The 17738-nt window shown below is 65.9% G+C and carries 18 protein-coding genes; 5 read left to right on the top strand and 13 right to left on the bottom strand.

The window, feature by feature from the left end:
* Positions 1–187 precede the first annotated feature (187 nt).
* The 4 genes from rpsO to AC07YR_RS11015 form a co-directional block, all read right to left on the bottom strand.
* Positions 188–457 carry a 30S ribosomal protein S15 gene (gene rpsO, locus AC07YR_RS11030; RefSeq protein WP_028271969.1) on the bottom strand — a complete coding sequence of 90 codons (270 nt, stop codon included), beginning with the start codon at positions 455–457 and terminating at the stop codon, positions 188–190.
* Positions 458–646: 189 nt separating this feature from the next.
* Positions 647–1891, bottom strand: coding sequence for a kynureninase (kynU, locus tag AC07YR_RS11025; protein WP_494733962.1), 1245 nt, complete (start codon positions 1889–1891; stop codon positions 647–649).
* Complete coding sequence (kynA, locus tag AC07YR_RS11020) at positions 1888–2742, bottom strand: tryptophan 2,3-dioxygenase (protein ID WP_494733961.1); 855 nt, start codon at positions 2740–2742, stop codon at positions 1888–1890. Before kynA ends, kynU begins: the two co-directional genes overlap by 4 nt.
* Before the next feature lie 30 nt (positions 2743–2772).
* Positions 2773–3756, bottom strand: a complete 984-nt coding sequence (locus tag AC07YR_RS11015; protein WP_494733960.1) for a bifunctional riboflavin kinase/FAD synthetase — start codon at positions 3754–3756, stop codon at positions 2773–2775.
* 244 nt (positions 3757–4000) lie between these two features.
* On the opposite strand from AC07YR_RS11015, the gene AC07YR_RS11010 reads away from it, so the two are divergent.
* Positions 4001–4846, top strand: coding sequence for a DUF937 domain-containing protein (locus tag AC07YR_RS11010; RefSeq protein ID WP_494733959.1), 846 nt, complete (start codon positions 4001–4003; stop codon positions 4844–4846).
* Between the two features lie 56 nt (positions 4847–4902).
* On the opposite strand, the gene AC07YR_RS11005 is transcribed toward AC07YR_RS11010, so the two are convergent.
* From AC07YR_RS11005 to AC07YR_RS10995, 3 genes are all read right to left on the bottom strand, one after another.
* The gene (locus tag AC07YR_RS11005) at positions 4903–5493 is read right to left on the bottom strand and encodes a P-loop NTPase family protein (RefSeq protein ID WP_436057196.1); all 591 of its coding nucleotides are present in this window, start codon (positions 5491–5493) and stop codon (positions 4903–4905) included.
* Between the two features lie 185 nt (positions 5494–5678).
* Positions 5679–7415 (bottom strand): HNH endonuclease signature motif containing protein, encoded by a 1737-nt coding sequence (locus AC07YR_RS11000; protein WP_494733958.1) that lies wholly within the window; start codon positions 7413–7415, stop codon positions 5679–5681.
* 124 nt (positions 7416–7539) lie between these two features.
* The gene (locus AC07YR_RS10995; protein ID WP_436056401.1) at positions 7540–7944 is read right to left on the bottom strand and encodes a (R)-mandelonitrile lyase; all 405 of its coding nucleotides are present in this window, start codon (positions 7942–7944) and stop codon (positions 7540–7542) included.
* A gap of 180 nt (positions 7945–8124) precedes the next feature.
* Here AC07YR_RS10995 and AC07YR_RS10990 point away from each other — a divergent pair, with 180 nt between their 5' ends.
* The 4 genes from AC07YR_RS10990 (at position 8125) to AC07YR_RS10975 (ending at position 11141) form a co-directional block, all read left to right on the top strand.
* Positions 8125–8499 carry a carboxymuconolactone decarboxylase family protein gene (locus AC07YR_RS10990; RefSeq protein ID WP_436056402.1) on the top strand — a complete coding sequence of 125 codons (375 nt, stop codon included), beginning with the start codon at positions 8125–8127 and terminating at the stop codon, positions 8497–8499.
* 43 nt (positions 8500–8542) lie between these two features.
* On the top strand, positions 8543–8809 hold the full coding sequence (locus tag AC07YR_RS10985; protein ID WP_494733957.1) for a hypothetical protein: 267 nt from the start codon (positions 8543–8545) through the stop codon (positions 8807–8809).
* A 73-nt stretch (positions 8810–8882) separates the two neighbouring features.
* Positions 8883–9926 (top strand): NAD(P)-dependent alcohol dehydrogenase, encoded by a 1044-nt coding sequence (locus tag AC07YR_RS10980; RefSeq protein WP_494733956.1) that lies wholly within the window; start codon positions 8883–8885, stop codon positions 9924–9926.
* Positions 9927–10253: 327 nt separating this feature from the next.
* The gene (locus AC07YR_RS10975) at positions 10254–11141 is read left to right on the top strand and encodes a putative protein N(5)-glutamine methyltransferase (protein ID WP_494733955.1); all 888 of its coding nucleotides are present in this window, start codon (positions 10254–10256) and stop codon (positions 11139–11141) included.
* Here the strand turns inward: AC07YR_RS10975 and AC07YR_RS10970 are convergent.
* The 6 genes from AC07YR_RS10970 to AC07YR_RS10945 form a co-directional block, all read right to left on the bottom strand.
* A complete protein-coding gene (locus AC07YR_RS10970; protein WP_494733954.1) occupies positions 11078–12133 on the bottom strand; it encodes a glycosyltransferase family 4 protein in 1056 nt (351 codons plus the stop codon). The genes AC07YR_RS10975 and AC07YR_RS10970 overlap by 64 nt on opposite strands.
* Before the next feature lie 13 nt (positions 12134–12146).
* Positions 12147–14306 carry an amylo-alpha-1,6-glucosidase gene (locus tag AC07YR_RS10965; RefSeq protein WP_494733953.1) on the bottom strand — a complete coding sequence of 720 codons (2160 nt, stop codon included), beginning with the start codon at positions 14304–14306 and terminating at the stop codon, positions 12147–12149.
* A gap of 344 nt (positions 14307–14650) precedes the next feature.
* A complete protein-coding gene (locus tag AC07YR_RS10960) occupies positions 14651–15145 on the bottom strand; it encodes a hypothetical protein (protein ID WP_436056408.1) in 495 nt (164 codons plus the stop codon).
* Between the two features lie 176 nt (positions 15146–15321).
* Positions 15322–15585 (bottom strand): GlsB/YeaQ/YmgE family stress response membrane protein, encoded by a 264-nt coding sequence (locus AC07YR_RS10955; protein WP_011690132.1) that lies wholly within the window; start codon positions 15583–15585, stop codon positions 15322–15324.
* A 133-nt stretch (positions 15586–15718) separates the two neighbouring features.
* Positions 15719–16549 carry an aldo/keto reductase gene (locus tag AC07YR_RS10950; protein ID WP_494733952.1) on the bottom strand — a complete coding sequence of 277 codons (831 nt, stop codon included), beginning with the start codon at positions 16547–16549 and terminating at the stop codon, positions 15719–15721.
* A 64-nt stretch (positions 16550–16613) separates the two neighbouring features.
* Positions 16614–17585 (bottom strand): aldo/keto reductase, encoded by a 972-nt coding sequence (locus AC07YR_RS10945; protein ID WP_436056410.1) that lies wholly within the window; start codon positions 17583–17585, stop codon positions 16614–16616.
* Positions 17586–17738: the final 153 nt, after the last annotated feature.

The raw sequence follows: 17738 nt of genomic DNA, 5'->3' as shown, positions 1-17738 counted from the left end.
CTGTCTACTGGCCTGCACTGCACCCGGTCATCGATCGAGACCCACGGGCCGGGCTTCACTCGTCGAAGCCGTTCCCGGGAATCACTACCGAGGACCGCGAATGCGTGATGCGGTTGATCCTCCTGTTTAGTTTTGGTACTGCAGGAGGCGGCCCTTCCGGGTGGGATGGGCCGCCCCTTAGAGCTGACTAGCGGCGCAGGCCGAGGCGCTCGATGAGCGCACGGTAGCGTGCAATGTCAGTGTTCTTGAGGTAGGTGAGCATACGCTTGCGACGACCAACCATGGCCAGCAGACCGCGCTGGGTGTGGAAGTCGTGCTTGTGCTCCTTCATGTGCTCAGTGAGATCCTTGATCCGCTGAGTCAGGACTGCAACCTGGACCTCCGGTGAACCGGTGTCGCCTTCGGACGTTGCGAAATCCTTGATGATGGACTGCTTTACAGCGGCGTCAAGTGCCACAATAACTCCTAGAGATGTGCCGTGAGGCCCGAATCAGTAACTCACTGCCGGGTGTGCCTGTGCCGGAGATCCCCGCAAATTCGGGGATTCCTTCACATAACAAGAACCAGCCACCACGGACTGCAGCCGGATCCAACGTTTAGTTTACCGGCCCGGCCGCAATCTTGTCGAAACCTGCCCCGCAACCACCTACGGGCGCGCAAGCAGATCACGGATCGCGGCGACGCCGCGGTAGACCTCCGTGAATGACGTACTGAGCGGCGACAGCCCGATGCGGATGCCTTGCGGTGCCCGGAAGTCCGGGATGACGTCCTGGTCCCAGAGCTCTGCGGTCATTTCACGGAAATCCGGGTGGTCCACAGTGATGTGGCTCCCCCGCCGCTCTGCGTCCCGCGGTGTTGCCAGCTGCACACCGGCAGGCGCCAGCCACGCATCATGGAGTTCGAGGGCATACGCCGTCAGTTTCAGGGATTTTTCCCGCAAAGCGGACATGCCGGCTTCTTCGATCAGGTCCAGCGTGCCGCGCATCGCGATCATGCCGAAAATTGCCGGCGTTCCGCTGAGGAAGCCGCGGACCCCCGGGGCCGGTTCGTAGCCGGCGGCCATTTCGAAGGCGTCCTTGCGGCCCATCCATCCCCAGATTGGCTGGCTCAACGCTGGGAGGTGGCGGGAGTTGATGTACGCGAAGGCCGGGGAGCCCGGCCCGCCGTTGAGGTACTTGTAGGTGCAGCCGGCGGCGAAGTCGACGTCAGCGGCGTCGAGGTCGATCTCCACTGACCCGGCGGAATGGCACAGGTCCCACACCACCAGCGCACCGGCGTCGTGCACTGCAGCGGTGATTGCCGGCAGGTCGGCGAGGTAGCCCGAGCGGTAGGCGATTTGGCTCAGGACAACGACGGCGGTGGACGGCCCCGCGGCCTCCCGCACCTGTTCAACGCTCACGCCGGCGGCCGGATCGGCTTCGATCCACCGCAGCGTCAGTCCTTCTTCGCGGGCGATGCCTTCCAGGAGGTAGCGGTCCGTGGGGAAGTTGTCCGTGTCCAGCACGATTTCGGTCCTGGCGGGGTCCTTGACGGCGGCGAGAGCTGCGCGGACCAGCTTGTAGAGGACAACGGTGGTGGAGTCGGCGATGATGGTCTGCCCGGGAGCCGCTCCGAGCACTGCCCGGCCCAGCTGGTCTCCGATGGCTTCCGGCAGGGCGAGCCATTCCTCGTCCCAGCCGCGGATCAGCCGGCCGCCCCAGTTCTCCTGGATGAAGGCGCTGATGTCGGTGACGGTCCGCTTGAGCGGGCGGCCCAGTGAGTTTCCGTCCAGGTAGGACAGGTCAGTGTCGGTTCCGACGAAGTGGTCGCGGTAGCCGGCCAGCGGGTCGGCGGCGTCAAGTTCGACGGCGTGCTGCAGCAGGGCGTCTTGAGTCCCGTGAACCGTGCTCATTGGCCGATCTCCGTCCGGACGGCGAAAAGTTCGGGGAAGAAGGTCAGTTCCAGGGCCTTCTGCAGGAATGCGGCGCCACTGGATCCGCCGGTGCCCGCCTTCATGCCGATGGTCCGTTGCACCGTCCGCAGATGCCGGAACCGCCACAGCTGGAAGTTGTCTTCCAGGTCCACGAGTTCCTCGCAGGCCTCGTAGGCGCCCCAGTTGTCCGCCGCGTTTTCGTAGATGTGCTTGAACACGGGAACGAGTTCGGGGCAGAACTCGTGGGCTTTGGTGACGTCGCGTTCCAGCAGGGACGCGGGAATAGCGAAGCCCTGCCGGTTGAGGTACGCCAGGAATTCGTCATAGATACTGGGCGCTTCAAGGACGCGGCGCAGCTGCTCGTGGGCCTCGGGATCGGATTCGAACACGGGAAGCATCTTGCGGTTCTTGTTGCCCAGCACGAACTCCACCGCACGGTACTGACTGGACTGGAACCCGGAGGAGTTGCCCAGGAAACCCCGGAACTGCGAATACTCGGTGGGTGTCAGCGTGGCCAGCACGGACCATTGCTCAGTCAGGGTCTTCTGGATGTGCTTGACGCGAGCAATCGCCTTCAAGGCGGAGCCGAAGTCGTCGCTGCGGAGCCAGGCCGCGGCGCTGCGCAGCTCGTGAAGGACCAGCTTCAGCCACAGTTCGGTGGTCTGGTGCTGGATGATGAAGAGCAGTTCGTCGTGGTGTTCCGGATCGCTCACCGGTTGCTGCGCACTCAGCAGCGTGGGGAGCTGCAGGTACGACGCGTAGCTCATCCGCGAACTGAAGTCCCGGACGATGTCCTTTTCCAGTTTCCTCGTGTTCTTCTCAACGGACACAGCGGTGCCTTCCTTGCCAGTGACTGGGAGTCAGCGCCGGAACAGGATGTCGTGGGCCTGGACGACGTCCAGGCGCATCTGTTCGACGAGCGCCTCCGGCCCACGGTACGCCACCATGCCCCGCAGCCGCGCCGCGAACTCCACCACTACTGTCTGGCCGTACAGATCGAAGTTCTCAACGGGCTCTTCCGGGCGGTCGATGACGTGTGCCTCAACCTGCCGGCTGACGCCGTCAAACGTGGGGTTGGAACCCACCGAGATGGCCGCCGGCCACCTCGTGCCGGCCTGGTCCACGAGCCAGCCGGCGTAAATGCCGTCGGCCGGGATATAGCCGCTGGCTTCGGAGGCCAGATTGGCAGTGGGGAAACCCAGTGCACGGCCGCGGGCAGCACCGTGGACCACCTCGCCGCGCATCCGGTGCGGGCGGCCCAGCACGGCAGCCGCCGTGGCGACGTCGCCGTCCCGCAAGGCCTCACGCACCCAGGTGGACGAGCAACGGCGGTCCTGGCCGCCGTCGTCGTGGATGGGAAATCCTTCGGAGCCGAACTCACTGATGACCTGCACGGTAAAGCCGAACTTCTCCCCCAGCTCCTGCATGGTGGACAGGTCACCGGAGTTGCCGCGGCCAAAGCGGGCGTCATGGCCGATCACCACGTGGCTGGCCTTGAGGCTGTCGACAAGGACCCCGGCGACGAATTCTTCGGGCGTCAGGCTGGCGAGCTCCAGCGAGTACTTCATCACCAGGACGGCATCCAGACCCAGCTCGCCGAGGGCAACGAGCTTGTCCTCGAGGCCCATGATGAGCTCCGGGGCGGACTCGGGCCGGTGCACCTGTGCCGGGTGCGGGTCAAATGTCACCGCCACAGCGCGCGCGCCGTTGAGGCGGGCCGTGCGGATCAGCTGGGAAAGTACCTGCTGGTGCCCGCGGTGTACGCCGTCGAAATTGCCGAACGTGACAACGGTAGGGCCGAAGTCCGCGGGGACCTCGGACGGATCGTTCCAGATGTGGACCATCAACCTCGCCTTTTACTGCCTGCCATTGACTCGTCCGAAAACCGCGCCGGGCCCGGAACTCTCCTAGATTACCCGCAATTGCCTGTGCTAACCGACGCCGTGGCCGGCCCCGTCTCCCGCTGCCCCGTCCTTTCCTTCCCCGGCCTCCCGCCCCGGACTAGGATGCAAGGGCAGCATCCGGCGACGCAGCTGCGCGCCGCAGCCAACGATGCCCGCGCTGCCCGCCGGGCCGAAGGAGAGTCCTATGACTGACATCCGCGAGATTTTGGAACAGATTCCTGTTGACCAGATTGCCGGCTTGCTTGGCACGGACAGGGCGTCCGCCCAGGCCGCTGTCGAGGCCGCGGTGCCCACCCTCCTTGCAGGCATGCAGAGCAACGCACAGGCGCCGGATGGTGCAGCCTCCCTGGAGTCGGCACTCGCCCAGCACCAGGACGGGCTCATTGACGGCGGTGTGGACGTCTCGCAGGTGGACACGTCCGACGGCGAGAAGATTGTCAGCCATGTTTTCGGCGGCCAGCAGGACCAAGTGGCCAGCCAGCTCGCAGGGACGGCCAACCTGGGCGGCGTTGGCGGAGACCTCGTACGGAAGCTCCTGCCCATTCTGGCGCCGATCGTGATGTCCTACCTCGCCAACAAGATCCTCGGCAGCCGGAACGCGCCAGCAGGCGGCGGGGTGGCCGGCGGCGACTCTTCGAGCAGCGCCGGCGGGCCCGGGGGCATCGATCTCGGCGGCATCCTGGGCGGCATTCTTGGCGGCGGTTCGCAGGGCGGCGCCGGGGGTCAGGGCGGCCTCGGCGACATCCTTGGCGGCATTTTCGGTGGGGGCACGCAAGGCGGGCAGCAGTCCCGTACTGATGTGGTACCGGAGACCGTCAAGGATTCGGCGCCGCAGCGCCCCACCGGTCCGCTGGGTCAGCCGATGCCGCAGGGCGGCGCTCCCGTTCCGGGCGAGTTGATCGACGTCGACCTCCCCGGTGAGCGCACCGAAGACCGGGCCGAGGACCGCGTCGAGGAGCGCGTCGAGGAGCGAAAGAACGACGACGGCGGCCTCGGCGGGCTGTTGGGCGGCCTCTTCGGGAAGAAATAGCGTGGCTGTCTGATGTTCCCGCACCTTACTGGTGCAGGAGCATCAACGCGTCTGGTTCACATTTTGGGCCGGCCGGATTCTCCGGTGGCATCCACCGGGCCTGTGGCGGTTGCGATGTGCGTCAGCCAGTGGTCCAGTTCCTTGGGCTTGCGAAACACCAGCACCGGTGGCATGTCCGGATCGGCCTGCCATTCCCTGAAGACCCGCTTTTTCCTGGCAAACGAGTTGAAGTGCCAGTAGAAGATCGAGTCCCTGGCAAAAAGCCTCGCCAGCGTTTCCACGTTTCCGTTACAAACGGGCTGTCTGGTGATGACTCGGCGGGCCGAGCGGCGGGTCAGCCTGCCAAGCGACAGCCACCGGGGGTAATCCAGCGCTACAACTAGTTCCGCCCGGGGTACAACAATGTCGCGCCAGACGCCGTAGGCGCTGTCCAGGACCCAGAAATCGCGGGCCGCCACGTCCGCCGCGATCTCGCGTTGTTGTTCGACGCTGCGCTGCTGCCAGCCGGGAAGCCAGCCGATGTCGTCGTCGGCGGAAAACTCCGGAAGCCCGGAAGCAGCAGCATACGCGTGGGCGGCCGAAGACTTGCCGCTGCCCGTGACGCCGTAGAACAGGACCCGGGCTGGATTTGGCGGAATGGATTTCACGGGTTGCTCCCCCTGTTTTGCTCGGCACGCTGGCGTCCCTTGTAGCCCGGCGCACCGCGATTTGCCACGATAGCACCCTGCGTTCAGGGCCGGCGCTCGCCGAACGGCACGGATTCAGCTCGGTGCCGCCGAGGACGCTGCCCGTTTCGCGGTTCCCGGGATGTCTCGGTTCAGCTGCTGCCGTCTCACTCGAGTCGGAAGTAGTTGTTTCGTCGCGGGACCTGGCGTGGGTCGATGTGGGGTGGCGGGATGAACCAGGGCACCCCGGTTTTGACGTGGATCTGCCACTGTTCCTTGTGGATCAGGTGGTGGTGATGGCTGCAGAGCAGGGCGCCGTTGTCGGTGCTGGTGGTTCCGCCGTGTGACCAGTAGGTGATGTGGTGGGCTTCGCACCACGGTGCGGGGATGCTGCAGCCCGGGAACGCGCAGCCCTGGTCACGGGCAGTGAGGGCTTTGCGGATGTGGGGCGGGAAGACCCGGGTGGTGCGGCCGATGTCCAGGATCCGTCCCTGGCTGCCGAGCAGGACGGGGATGATGTCCGCGTCGCAGGCGATCTTCCGGACGGTGGCGGCGGTGACGGGGCCGGTGAACGTGAACGAGCCCGTGCCCGGGATGCCGGTGGTGCCGGTCCTCTCGATGGTGCCTGAGGTCGCGGTGGTGTGCTCGAGGTTCTCCAGCTGGTCGAGGAGGTCGCGGTAGTCGATGGTGACCATGACCTGGGGCCGGAGTCCGCCCGCGGCGGGGAGCGTGCCGGTGGTCAGGGCTGTTTTGCAGGCGCCGACGAGGCCGTCGAGGAGCTGCTGCGGACGGGTGCGCTGGTCCAGGTCCAGGCCCAGGTCCTGCTCTGCGCCGCTGTCGGCGCCGGCGCTTGGTTGGGTGCGGGGGTTGGTGGCCGTGTTCATGGCGGTGAGCAGGTGTTCGGTTTGCTCCGTGGTGGCGAGGGTTTCCATCCGCTGGAGTCCGTGGCGGGGCTGGCGGAGGAACACGCCCTGGCGGTGCCGGAGTTCGGTTTCGGTGGGTTCGGTGCCGTCCTGGTCGATCGCGTCCGTCCACTGCCGGGCGATCCGGGCGACGAAGTCGGTGTCCTGCTCTGCCGCGGCGCGGGTCAGGGCGTGTTCCATCCGGGCGGTGGTGTCTTCGGTGGCGTGGTGGCGGACCCGGTCCAGGGCGAGGGTGATGATGGTCGCGGACCGGGAGCCTACGGTCCCGGACGCCACGGCCACGGCGAGCTCGGGCTGGTCCGGGGGTTGGGGGTGGCCGGTGATCCCGGTCCTCGGCAGGACCGCCTCCGCCAGTGCCAGCCGGCGGCGGGCTTCGCCGGCACCGATCCGCAACCTCGCGCGAAGGAACTCGGCAGTGTTCCGGCAGCCGTCATCGGCCGGATCCGGTTCCCGGGTCGCAGGAGCTGCAGTTCCCGCGGGCGCCTCGGCAGCCGGACCGCTTGCAGCCGGGTCACTCCCTGCATCCGCCGGGCTGGTGGCCCAGCCGATGGGCCCGTGCACGGCTGTCGCTTCGCCCCACCCGGTGGTCCAGCCAACCGCGGCACCCGAGCCGGCCCTCGCAGAACCCGCAGCAGCCGAGGCCTGGCAGCGGGTCCGGTCCACGGCCCCGGCGGCGACCACCTGCAGGTATTCCATGGTCCGGGCGATTTCCTCAACGTTCGCCGCGAAGTCGGCAGCCTCCCGGAAGCCCATCACCCCGGCGTCCTCGACCGCCGTCGAACTGGCACGTTTGAGCAGCTCAAGGCTCCGGGGAAGATCACCGGCCCCGCCGCCGTCGGACGCCAACGCCTGAGAAGGCTGCAGACCGGCGGGGACACTGCGCAGGCCCGGACCGGAAGAGAGCCGAACAGCAGAACCGGCGGCGGGCAATGCCGCCCACCGCAACGCCCCTCCTGCAGCGAGTTCCCCCAAGACCTCCATGGGACAACTCTGCCAGCGACCTACGACAATTTAGCCCCGCCGCTTGGCCCGGCCCCGTCACCACCCCGACGAACAGTCCCGCCAGTCCAGCCAGTCCTGCCAGCCGCGCTGCAAACCAGTCCAGCTACTTAGCGCTGTATTCCTCGTCAGTCACGTGCTCGCCCCACGCTGTTTCCGGGCCCTCCTGGCCGTCGCCCAGGGCTTCCCACATGGCCAGGTGGCACATGAAGTGGTCCGCGGCGGCACCGTGCCAGTGCTCTTCACCAGGCGGCGTGTAGATGGTGTCGCCCGGGCGGATCTCAATCACTTCGCCGCCGCGGGCCTGGACCAGGCCGCGGCCTTCGGTGACATGCAGGGTCTGGCCGTTCGCGTGCGAGTGCCACGCAGTGTGCGCGCCCGGGGCGAAGCGGACCATGTTCACGCGCAGCTGCGAGGGTGCCTCGCCCTTCGCGATGACGTCGAACCAGACGTCGCCGGTGAACATTTCCGCCGGTCCTTTGTTGCTTGGCGTTTTGGGCTGGATTTCCAACAGTTCTCCTCAATCGCTGGTTGCCCGCCCCTGTGGGGGCGGCATTCCACCGGTTCAACACTAGGAGCCTTCGCGGGCGGCAGGGAGGCCCTGCCAGTACCTGTATCAACAGAACCTTCCCCGCGCGGTTGCTAAGGGGTTTGCTGGATAGGCAGCGAAAACTTCCTAAGGAGCAGCACCATGGCAACAGAAACCCCGTCGCGGGCCCAGCAGTTGATGGGCGACATCGCGCCCAAGCTAGCCCAGCTCACCGATGATGTCCTGTTCGGCGATGTCTGGGAACGGCCCGGCCTCTCGCCCCGCGACCGCAGCCTGATCACCGTTGCTACGCTGACGGCGCTCTACCGCACCGGCCAGCTGCCCTCCCACCTGCGGCTCGCCCTCGCGAACGGCGTCACCCCCGATGAACTGGTCGAAATGTTCACCCACCTTGCGTTCTACGCCGGCTGGCCGAACGCCATCACCGCCGTTACGGCGCTCAAGGAAGTTCTTGCAGAACAACAGCCGGCTGAACAGCCGGCGAATGAGCAGCCGACGACGGCGCACGCCGGCTAAGCAGCCGGGTCCAGCTATCCATCAACACCTTAAAAGGATTCCCATGCGCGACGGCGGTGCCGTTGGTAGGGTGGGAGCTGCCCAGTACACCGATGTGCCGATGAATTTTGGCACCGTGATGCGCAATATCACCTTGACCGGCGGCGTGGCCCCGGCCGGGGCCCACATCGAAGAACTCATGCCGGACATCCTCTCGGGAACAATCCAGCCCGGCATGGTGTTTGACCACACTGTGGCCCTCGACGACGTCGCTGTCGGCTACCGGGCGATGGCCGACCGCACAGCGCTCAGAGTGCTGATCCGTCCCTGACACTGATGTTCAGCCACCCGAACCGAACTTCATACCCAACGAATCCAACGAACACCCAACATTGGAGAACATATTGCTTGCCGCTAACGCTTACGCCGCCCCGTCCGCTGACGGAGACCTGATCCCCATCACTATCGAACGCCGCGACGTCGGCCCACACGATGTGTTGATCGAGATCAAGTACGCCGGTATTTGCCACTCGGACATCCACACCGTCCGCGGTGACTGGGGACCCCAGCAGTACCCGCTGGCACCGGGCCACGAAATCGCCGGAATCGTCACCGAGGTTGGCGCCGAAGTCACCAAGCACGCCGTGGGCGACCGCGTCGGCGTCGGCTGCATGGTGAATTCCTGCCGCGAATGCGTCAACTGCCAGAAGGGCGAGGAGCAGTACTGCCTCAAGGGCAACACCGGCACCTACGGTGCGGTGGACCGCGACGGCACCATCACCCAGGGCGGCTACTCCACCCACGTCGTGGTGACCGAAGACTTCGTGGTCCGGATCCCGGAAGGCATCGAGCTCGACGTCGCCGCACCGCTTCTCTGCGCCGGCATCACCACCTACTCGCCGCTGCGCCACTGGGGTGCAGGCCCGGGCAAGAAGGTGGCCGTCGTCGGACTCGGCGGACTCGGCCACATGGCCGTCAAGATCGCGCACGCCATGGGCGCCGAGGTCACCGTGCTGTCCCAGTCACTTAAGAAGCAGGAAGACGGCCTGAAACTGGGCGCCGACCACTACTACGCCACCAGCGACGAAAACACCTTCGCCGACCTGGCCGGCAGCTTCGACCTGATCATCAACACGGTCAGCGCTTCGATCGACATCAGTTCCTACCTGCAACTGCTGACACTTGACGGCACGCTGGTGAACGTCGGTGCGCCGGCGGAACCGCTCCCGGTGAACGCGTTCGCGCTCATCGGCGGCCGCCGCTCCTTCGCCGGTTCCATGATCGGCGGCATCCGCCAGACCCAGGAAATGCTCGACTTCTGCGCCGAGCACAACCTCGGTGCCGAGATCGAAGTCATCCCGGCCGAGAAGATCAATGAGGCCTACGAACGCGTCCTGGCCTCCGACGTCCGGTACCGCTTTGTGATCGACACCGCGACCCTGAGCTAACCCAGGCCGCGTCGAGCTAGCCCGGCCGCGTCAGCGACCGAAAGCAGTAACAACCGAAAGCAGCGCCGCCCTCAGGAGAGGTCGGCGCTGCTTTTGCGTTTGGACGCCAACCAGATGGACCGCCAGGCCCGCCGCATGATCTAGGCAGATGGCCGGGCGACGGAAACACGAGCCCTTTGCATTCCCTCCCGTTGGGTAGCATGAGACCCACCGACCCGCAGCTGAGGGAGCCTGCTCTTGCCGCCAGAACGCTCATTTCGGCCCGGTCGGGCCGGGTCGCCCGGCCATCCGGAGGACGCCGTCCGCCGCCTCAGGGCCGCAGGCTGCGTGTTTGCCGAGGAGGAAGCCGGCCTGCTGACGGACGCTGCCGCCTCGGCCGCGGAGCTGGAAACAATGATCGAACGGCGCGCCGCCGGGCTGCCCCTGGAGCACATCCTCGGCTGGGCGGAATTCTGCGGACTCCGCATCGGTGTCGCCACCGGAGTGTTCGTCCCCCGCCGCCGCACCGAGTTCCTGGTCCGGCAGGCTGAGCAGCTGCTCCGCATGCACGACGGCGGGACTTCCGACGGCGGGCGGCGCGCCGCCGGGCGGGCCGTCGTCGGGCGGGCCGTCGTCGTGGACCTGTGCTGCGGCTCCGGGGCCGTAGGGGTGGCACTGGCAGCCCGGGCTGACGGAATCGAACTGTACGCCTCGGATCTGGATCCGGCCGCAGTACTGTGCGCCACGAGCAACATCGAGCCCTTTGGCGGACACGTCCATGAGGGCGATCTCTTCGAACCGCTGCCGTCCCGGCTGAGGGGCCGAATCGCCGTCGTGGTGGCCAACGCCCCCTACGTGCCCACTGCGGCGATCGGAACCATGCCTCCGGAAGCCCGCACGCACGAACCGCGGATGTCGCTGGACGGCGGTCCGGACGGGCTGGACATCCAGCGGAGGGTCATCGCGGAGGCGCCGGCCTGGCTTGCCCCGGGCGGGCACGTGCTGATCGAAACGAGCCGGGGGCAGGCGAGGCAGACTATCGGACTGATGCGACGGGCAGGGCTTACGGCCCGGCTGGCCAGCGACCCGGACGTGGACGCCACAGTAGCGATCGGCACAGCCGCCGTTGGCAGCGCCGCTCAGACCGGCAGTGGCTCAGAACCGGCAGTGGCTCAGAATCCGGCGGCGGCCGTTTCCTCGGCAGCCCGCTGTGATCCCGTGAGCAGCTCCGAGTAGAACCGGAGGTACTCGCGGACCATCCGCTGGGAACTGAAGCGTTGCTCGGCCGCACGCCGGCAGTCGCTGCGGCGCAGCCGGGCGGCGCCCTGAAGTGCCTTCGCGAGGGCCTCGACGCTGTCCGCCAGGAACCCTGTTTCGCCGTCGTTGATGATTTCCGGAGCGGACCCCCGGCGGGTGGCCACCACCGGGGTGCCGGTGGCCAGGGCCTCGATCATCACCATCCCGAAAGGTTCCGGCCACTGGATCGGGTTCAGGAGGGCCACGGACTCGCCAAGCAGCCGGTATTTGTCCGCCGTCCCCAGCTCGCCGAGGTATTCAACGTCCGCGCCCAGGAGGGGTTCGATCACGTCGTGGAAGTAGTCCAGCTCAAACGGCTCACGCATCTTGGCGCCGATCCGCAACGGGATGCCCGCTCGGCGCGCCACCATGATGGCCTGCAGGAGGCCTTTGTTCGGATGCATCCGTCCCAGGAAGCATGCTCCGTCGTTGTGCGACGGGCTGTACCGGATGCCCCGGACGTCAATCCCGTGGTGGATCACGGCGTCCACCTTTACCCCGCAGGCCGTGGAGGCCTGATGATGCGAGATGGCCACGAGTGCTGTCTCCCGTTGCATGGCACGGTAGATCAGCGTCAGTTCGTCGTCGAAAGGCCCGTGCAACGTGGTGACGCGGGGAACGTCGGGCCTGTCCCGCTGGCACAGCGGACCGAGCAGCGTGTGGTCGTGGATGATGTCCACGTCCGCCATGGATTCGTAGGCACGCAGGACGTGCAGGATCTCCTGCCGTCCCGAGTCCATGCTGAGTTCGGACGAATCGGAGAGGCCCGGAACCCTCGGAACGGGACACGTGCTGTCGCTCGAGGCGGCAAGCACAACATCGTGCCCTGCCTCCGCGAGCCCCGCGGCAAGGGTGTGGACCACGGATTCCGTCCCGCCGTAGCTCGGCGGGGGAACGGGAATCCATGGTGGTGCCAGGATGCCAATATGCATAGTGCCTCCTACATCAGCCGGCCCTCCGGCCGGGGTCATGGCGGACCCGGATGAGGTCCGCCAGGGGTTCCTGCGTCCCCAGGTGCAGTTCAATTGAGGCCGGCAGCCCCGTCACGTGGGCGGCGTTACGCGAAACCTCGATGGTCAGGCGGGAACCTGCCAGCGGCACTTGTTCCTTCTTCAGGTAGCCGAATCCTTCCGGGAAGGCAGGGCTCAACCAGAGCCGGCCGGTAGGTGCAGAAGGATCAAGGCGCAGCAGGACGCGGATGAGGTGGATGGGACTGGCCGACGCCCAGGCCTGCGGAGAGCACGACGACGGATAGGACACCGGGGGCCTGCCTGATTCGCGCGGGAAACCGCAGAAAAGCTCGGGCAGCCTGCCGCCGAATGCCTCCGCGGCGTCGAAGAGGGCCATGGCCACCCGCTGCGATTCTTCGATGAAGCCGTACCTCATCAGCCCGGCAGCAATCAGGGCGTTGTCATGCGGCCACACGGAGCCGTTGTGGTAACTCACGGGATTGAACGCGCCCATGGTCGAAGCCAGTGTGCGGACACCCCAGCCGGAAAACATGTCCGGTTCCATCAGGCGCTGGGCCACGAGGGGTGCCTTCTCGTCATCGACGATTCCCGACCACAGGCAATGCCCCATGTTGGAGGCGCAAGCATCCACGGGCCGTTTGTCCTTATCCAGGGCCACCGCGAAGTACCCGCGCTTCGGCAGCCAGAATCTGCGGTTGAACTCCTCCTTCAGTGCTGCGGCACGGTCACCCCAGCTGCGGGCAAGCGCGCCGTCACCGGCGTCGAGGGCAAGCAGGGCACGGGCCACGTACGCGCTATAGGTATAGCCCTGGACCTCGCACAAAGCGATGGGCGGTTCGGCGAGGGTCCCGTCCGCAAAGTTGATTCCGTCGTAGGAGTCCTTCCAACCCTGGTTGAGGAGGCCGTGCCGTGTGGCGCGCTCATATTCCACAAAACCGTCCCCGTCACGGTCCCCGTAGTTTGTGATCCAGTCCAGCGCACGGTCCGCGTTGGGGAGGAGTTCCTGCACGGCCCGCGGCTCCAGTCCCCAGCGGCTGATTTCACCCAGCAGGGTGACGAACAGCGGGGTGGCGTCCACCGTCCCGTAGTACGTCTTGGCGCCGCCCAACGACAGGGCGGCGCCTGAACCGAGGCGCACCTCGTGGAGGATCCGTCCGGGTTCCTCCTCAGTGAGCTTGTTGATCTTTTGGCCCTGGTATTCGGCAAGCGTCTGCAGCGTACCCAGGGCAATGGCGGGATCAACCGGAAGCGCCATCAGCGAGGTAAGCAGGGAGTCGCGGCCGAAGAGCGCCATGAACCACGGTGCGCCCGCCGCGACCACGGTGCGGTCCGGATGGGCGGGGTCTGCAATCCGCAGGGAGCCCAGATCCCGCTGGCTCTGGCGCAGGATCCTTTCGAGCGAGGGGTTGTCCATGCTGATCACCGGCGCAGCGGCGCCCCAGGTCCGGTGGCGGAGGGCGGGAGCCGATTCGTGTTGCGGTGTGCTGGCGGAGAACCTGCCCGCCGGTTCGCTGCCGTCGGAGCTGGGTGTCACCACTATGGTCGCGGTCCATGAACCCTTCGCGGGAACAGTCACCTTGTACATCACGCCGTGGCGGTTCACGTCTGCCCCGGGCGCGCGTACTGTCACGCCCAGCAACCTGTTGTTGTGGCGGCCGCTGATAACCAGCCGGTCGCCTTCCGGCCGGTGGGAGGGGCGCAGTTGGCGGGTTTTCCTGCCGGCCTTGACCTCGAACAGGTCCGCGAAGTCCGCCTCCACCGCCAATTTGACGCTGCAGGGCGCCGGGGAGTTGGAATAGTTGCGCACGGTCAGGGTCTCGCGGATGCCGTCGCCCACCTGCCGGTCCCGCTCAATAACCATGGGCCGGTCGGCGGCCCCGTCAGGCTGCGGCGCTCGGCCGGTGAAGACGGCCCGGTACGGTTCCGGGGTCACCGCCATGAGCCCTTCCACCACGTGGTTGTTCACCAGCAGGTTCCAGCGGGACAGGATCCTTGTGTCCTGGTAGAAAACACCATGGGCCATGCCGGGATCCAGGTCGCCGTTGCCGGCAGAAATGAAGAAAGATGATCCTTCAACGATGGTCACGGCGTTGTGGCCGATTGAACCGGACGTGTCCAGGTTCCAGCCGTTCATGGCCGCCGCCGGGCGACAGCCCGCACCGCAGAAGCCGGGAGGGCGGGGGCCAGGCGTCGAAAGCTCATGAATTCACTCCGGACCGAGGATTCAATGGCTGACTGCTTAGCCATCCACATTCTAGAATTCCGCGCCGTCCCCCGGCAAGGTTCTTTGGACCCTTGCGGCGGACCGCTGCGGCGGACCGCTGCGGCGGACGCTTGGCTACCCGAGGACGGGCCGTTGTGAGCCCGGCTGACGGAGCGCGAGTCCAGGGTGGCAAGGCCGGTCAAAACTGGCAGGAACGGGCCGACCCGCCCGGAACCAAGGGTCCGGACGGGTCGGTGTGACTGCTGTCGGGTTTGTTAGGTCCGCTCGGGGTTCGTGTTGATGGCGGCGCCGGCGGGCGTGGCGCCGCCTTCGTCGGACCAGTCCTGGCCGGTTGAGTCATTGCGGGCCGGATCGCTGGTGACGTCGGGGACGTTGCCATCCGCAGTGCCCAGATTGACGGTCTCCGGATGCGTGCTGTGGGACGGCACGTAGTCGCCGGCGGGCAAGTCGCTTTCTGCCGCGGGAACTGCGGTTTTAGCCGTGTGGTCCGAGGCGCCTGCCTTGTCGCGGTGGACAGCGGAACTGATGACCGTGCCTGCACGGCGGGCTGCCTCGGTCAGCTGGTCTGACACTTCGGGGGCCTTTTCCTTTACCGCTTCGGTTGCTGCCGCGACTTTGTCCTGGACCGGTTTGCTGTCCCAGAGCGCCGCAGCCCTCGCCTTGATTTTCTCGTAGGCGGCGCGGCCGGACCTGGAGCCCAGGACGAAGCCCGCTGCTACTCCGGTACCGAAAAGAAGTTTTGCTTTCATGATGTACTCCTGCTCCGTGAGAATCCGTACTCGGGCGAATCCGTGCGCGGGTGAACCCCGTAGGGGAACGCCCGTAGATACAAGGCCATAGATGCAAGGCCGTAGATGAGGGGGCCATAAATGGAAAAACGGCCCCAGGAAAAATCCCGGGGCCGTTTCTCAGGCCGGACTCCGCTTTAGCGGGCCGTGCGCTTGGTGATCATGCCGTAAACAAGCAGGACGATGATCGCGCCGCCAATGGCCAGCAGCCAAGTGGACAGCGAGAAGAACTCGTTGATGCCAACACCGAAGAGCAGGCTGCCAATCCAGCCGCCGAGGAATGCACCTACGACGCCCAGGAGCAGGGTGATGAAAATGCCACCGCCCTGACGGCCGGGGAGGATTGCCTTAGCGATTGCTCCGGCGATAAGGCCCAGAATCAGAAATGCGAAAAAACCCATTTTATCGTTCCTTCTTCTTTCATTGAGGAGGTGCCCGGATCCCGGGCACGCTACATCCTTCTACCTAATACTAATCATGCTTAGTATTAATCTGCCAGTCGGCGGACCTGTGAATTTCTGGGAGCGCCGATTTTCAGTGGCCTTGAACGTCGGAATTAACCCCGGACTCGTCACCTCCGTCCAGCGTTGCAATGGCGGATGTGTCGTCCGCGTCCAACGCAAAACCGAAGATGTCCAGGTTCTCTTTCATGCGCTGTGGATTGGCCGATTTGGGGATGGCGACGAGGCCCTGGTCGATATGCCAGCGGAGTACTATCTGGCCGGGGGTTTTGCCATGCTTTTCGGCGATCTTCCCCAGTACTGGGGCGTTCAGGAGGTCGCTGCCCGCACCCAGCGGGCTGTATGACTCGGTGACGATCCCATGCCGTCTGTTGTAGGCGATGTCCACTATCCGGGTGACAGCCGGGCTGACCTGGATCTGGTTGACGGCCGGCACAACATCGCACTCGGCCATGAGCCGTTCTAGGTGCGCCGGCTTGAAGTTGGAGACGCCGATTGACCGTGCTTTTCCGGCGGCCTGCAACCGTTCAAAAGTTTTCCACGTTGAGATGAATTCATCCCGCCGGGGGAGCGGCCAGTGGATCAAAAGCAGGTCCACGTAGTCCAGCCCGAGGCGCTTGAGTGACCCGTCCAGTCCTGCCAGGGCCCTCTCCTGGCCTTGGAATTCACCGTCCAGTTTGGTGGTGATGAACACTTCCGACCGGTCCAGGCCGCTGGCTCGGATGCCGTTCCGCACGCCTTTTTCATTGCCGTATTTCACCGCGGTGTCGATATGCCGGTACCCGGCTTCCACGGCGTCCACGACGGCGGCAGCCACCTGCTGGTCGTCCAGCGGCCAGGTCCCCAGCCCGATCTGGGGAATCCTGTGTCCGTCATTGAGCTCAATCACTGGTGAAAGCGCCATCTCAAAAGTCTTTCCTATCGGAGCCGCTTTGGACAGATGTCAAAAGGCACGGTCTGCCAACGATTTACCAGGCGTAGTCTTCCGGGGCGGTGCGGTGGCCGGGGAAGATGTCATCGAGGCGCTTGAGCGCATCAGCGTCAAGCTTCACGTCGAGGGCCCGGATGGCGGCGTCAAGCTGTTCCTGTGTACGGGGACCGACGATCGGTGCGGTGACCGCGGGCTGGTGCAACAGCCACGCGAGTGCGACGTCGCCCGGCTCATGGCCGAGGTCGTCGGCCAGGTCCTCGTACTGGCGGATCTGGTCCTGGTGCTTCTTCAGCGTCTCGGCCGCCCGCCCTTCGGTGCGGCGGACGCCGTCGCGCTCTTTCTTCAGCACGCCGCCCAGCAAACCGCCGTGCAGCGGCGACCAGGGGATCAGCCCCAGCCCGTACTGCTGCGCGGCAGGGATGACTTCCAGCTCCAGGTTGCGGGTCAGGAGGTTGTAGATGGACTGCTCGCTGACCAGGCCGGTGAAGTTGCGGCGGGCAGCGGACTCCTGTGCCTGGGCGATGTGCCAGCCGGCGAAGTTGCTGCTGCCCGCGTAGAGGATCTTCCCCTGCTGGACGGCCACGTCCATGGCCTGCCAGATTTCGTCCCAGGGCGTGTTCCGGTCGACGTGGTGGAACTGGTAGATGTCGATGTAATCCGTCTGGAGCCGCTTGAGGCTGGCGTCCAGCGCCCGCCTGATGTTCAGGGCGGACAGCTTAGACTCGTTGGGCCGGTCCGTCATGGTGCCGTAGAGCTTGGTGGCCAGCACGGTGCGTTCGCGGCGCTCGCCGCCCTGGGCAAACCAGCGGCCAATGATTTCCTCTGTCCAGCCGCGGCGGCCGGTGCCGCCATAGACGTTGGCGGTGTCAAAGAAGTTGATGCCGGACTCCAACGCGGAGTCCATGATGGAGTGCGCGGCCGCTTCTTCGGTCTGCGGGCCGAAGTTCATCGTGCCGAGGCACAGGCGGGAAACCTGCAGGCCGGAGCGGCCAAGGTGGGTGTACTGCATGGTGACGTCCTGTCTGGTTGTGGTTTCGGTGATCGAGCCTGTCGAGATCGGTTTCGACAGGCTCAACCACCGACGGCCGGTTACATCTGGCTGAAGGCGGCGACGGCGGGATCGGCGCCCCCCCCTTCAAAGGCATGGCCGAGTACGCTGCAG

The sequence above is a fragment of the Arthrobacter sp. GW460-12-1-14-TSB2 genome, from assembly GCF_059423525.1.
Note: the sequence above shows the minus strand (reverse complement) of the source record. Positions and strands in the feature narration are given on the sequence as shown.